Annotated in this window: 1 protein-coding gene; it reads right to left on the reverse strand. The window is 69.9% G+C overall.

The features are described 5' to 3' along the window. On the reverse strand, positions 1-1,371 hold a 1,371-nt coding region (locus ACFHW0_RS31595), incomplete at its 5' end, for an L-serine ammonia-lyase (RefSeq protein ID WP_416613282.1).

Genomic DNA, 1,371 nt, shown 5'->3' on the forward strand with positions numbered 1-1,371 from the left:
TCAGCACTCGATCACGTTGACGGCCAGTCCGCCGCGTGCCGTCTCCTTGTACTTCACCTTCATGTCCGCGCCGGTCTCGCGCATCGTCTTGATGACCTTGTCCAGCGAGACGTGGTGCACCCCGTCGCCACGCAACGCCAGCCGGGCAGCCGTGATCGCCTTGATGCTAGCCACGGCATTGCGCTCGATGCAGGGGATCTGCACCAGACCACCGACCGGATCGCAGGTCAGCCCGAGGTTGTGCTCCATACCGATCTCAGCGGCGTTCTCCACCTGCTCAGGCGTGCCACCCAACGCCTCGGCCAACCCGGCAGCCGCCATCGAGCACGCCGAGCCCACCTCACCCTGACAGCCCACCTCGGCCCCGGAGATCGACGCGTTCTCCTTGAACAACACACCGATCGCCCCCGCCGCCAACAGGAACCGCACCACCCCCTCCTCACAGGCACCCGGCACGAACCGCGTGTAGTAGTGCAGCACCGCCGGAATGATCCCGGCCGCCCCGTTCGTCGGCGCCGTCACCACCCGCCCACCCGCCGCGTTCTCCTCGTTGACCGCCAGGGCGAACAGCGTCACCCAGTCCATCGCCCGCAGCGCATCAGCCGGGTCGGACTCCGTCTCCAGGCTGCGACGCAACTCGGCGGCGCGGCGCCGAACCCTCAACCCGCCGGGCAACACCCCGTCACGCGAGCAGCCCCGCTCGACGCACTCCCGCATCACCCGCCAGATCTCCAACAGACCGGCGCGCACCTCACCCTCACCGCGCCAGGAAAGCTCGTTGGCCAGCATCACCCCGCTGATCGACAGCCCCGTCGACGCGGTCACCCCGAGCAACTGCGCACCCGTGCCGAACGGATACCGCACCCGCGTGGCGTCCGGCCTGATCCGGTCCGCCCCGGCCGCCGCCTCGTCCACCACGAACCCGCCACCCACCGAGTAGTACGTCCGCACCCGCAGCTCCACACCCCGATCGTCGTACGCGACGAACGTCATCCCGTTCGGGTGGTACGGCAACGACCGACGCCGGTGCAACACCAGATCACGGTCCGGATCGAAACCGATCACGTGCGCGTCGAGCAGACCCAACCGCCGCTCGGCCCGGACCCGGGCCACCCGCGCCTCCACCGAATCGGTGTCGACGGTCTCCGGGGCCTCACCGGCCAACCCGAGCAGCACCGCCCGGTCGCTGCCGTGGCCGTGCCCGGTGGCGCCGAGCGAACCGAAGAGTTCCGCCCGCACGCGGGCGGTGCCGGCCAGCAACCCGTCGGCCTTCAGCCCCGCCACGAACGTCCGGGCCGCGCGCATCGGCCCCACGGTGTGGGAGCTGGACGGCCCGATGCCGACACTGAAGAGATCGAAAACGCTGATCAT

This window comes from Micromonospora sp. LOL_025, assembly GCF_048060285.1.
Classification (GTDB): Bacteria; Actinomycetota; Actinomycetes; order Mycobacteriales; family Micromonosporaceae; genus Micromonospora.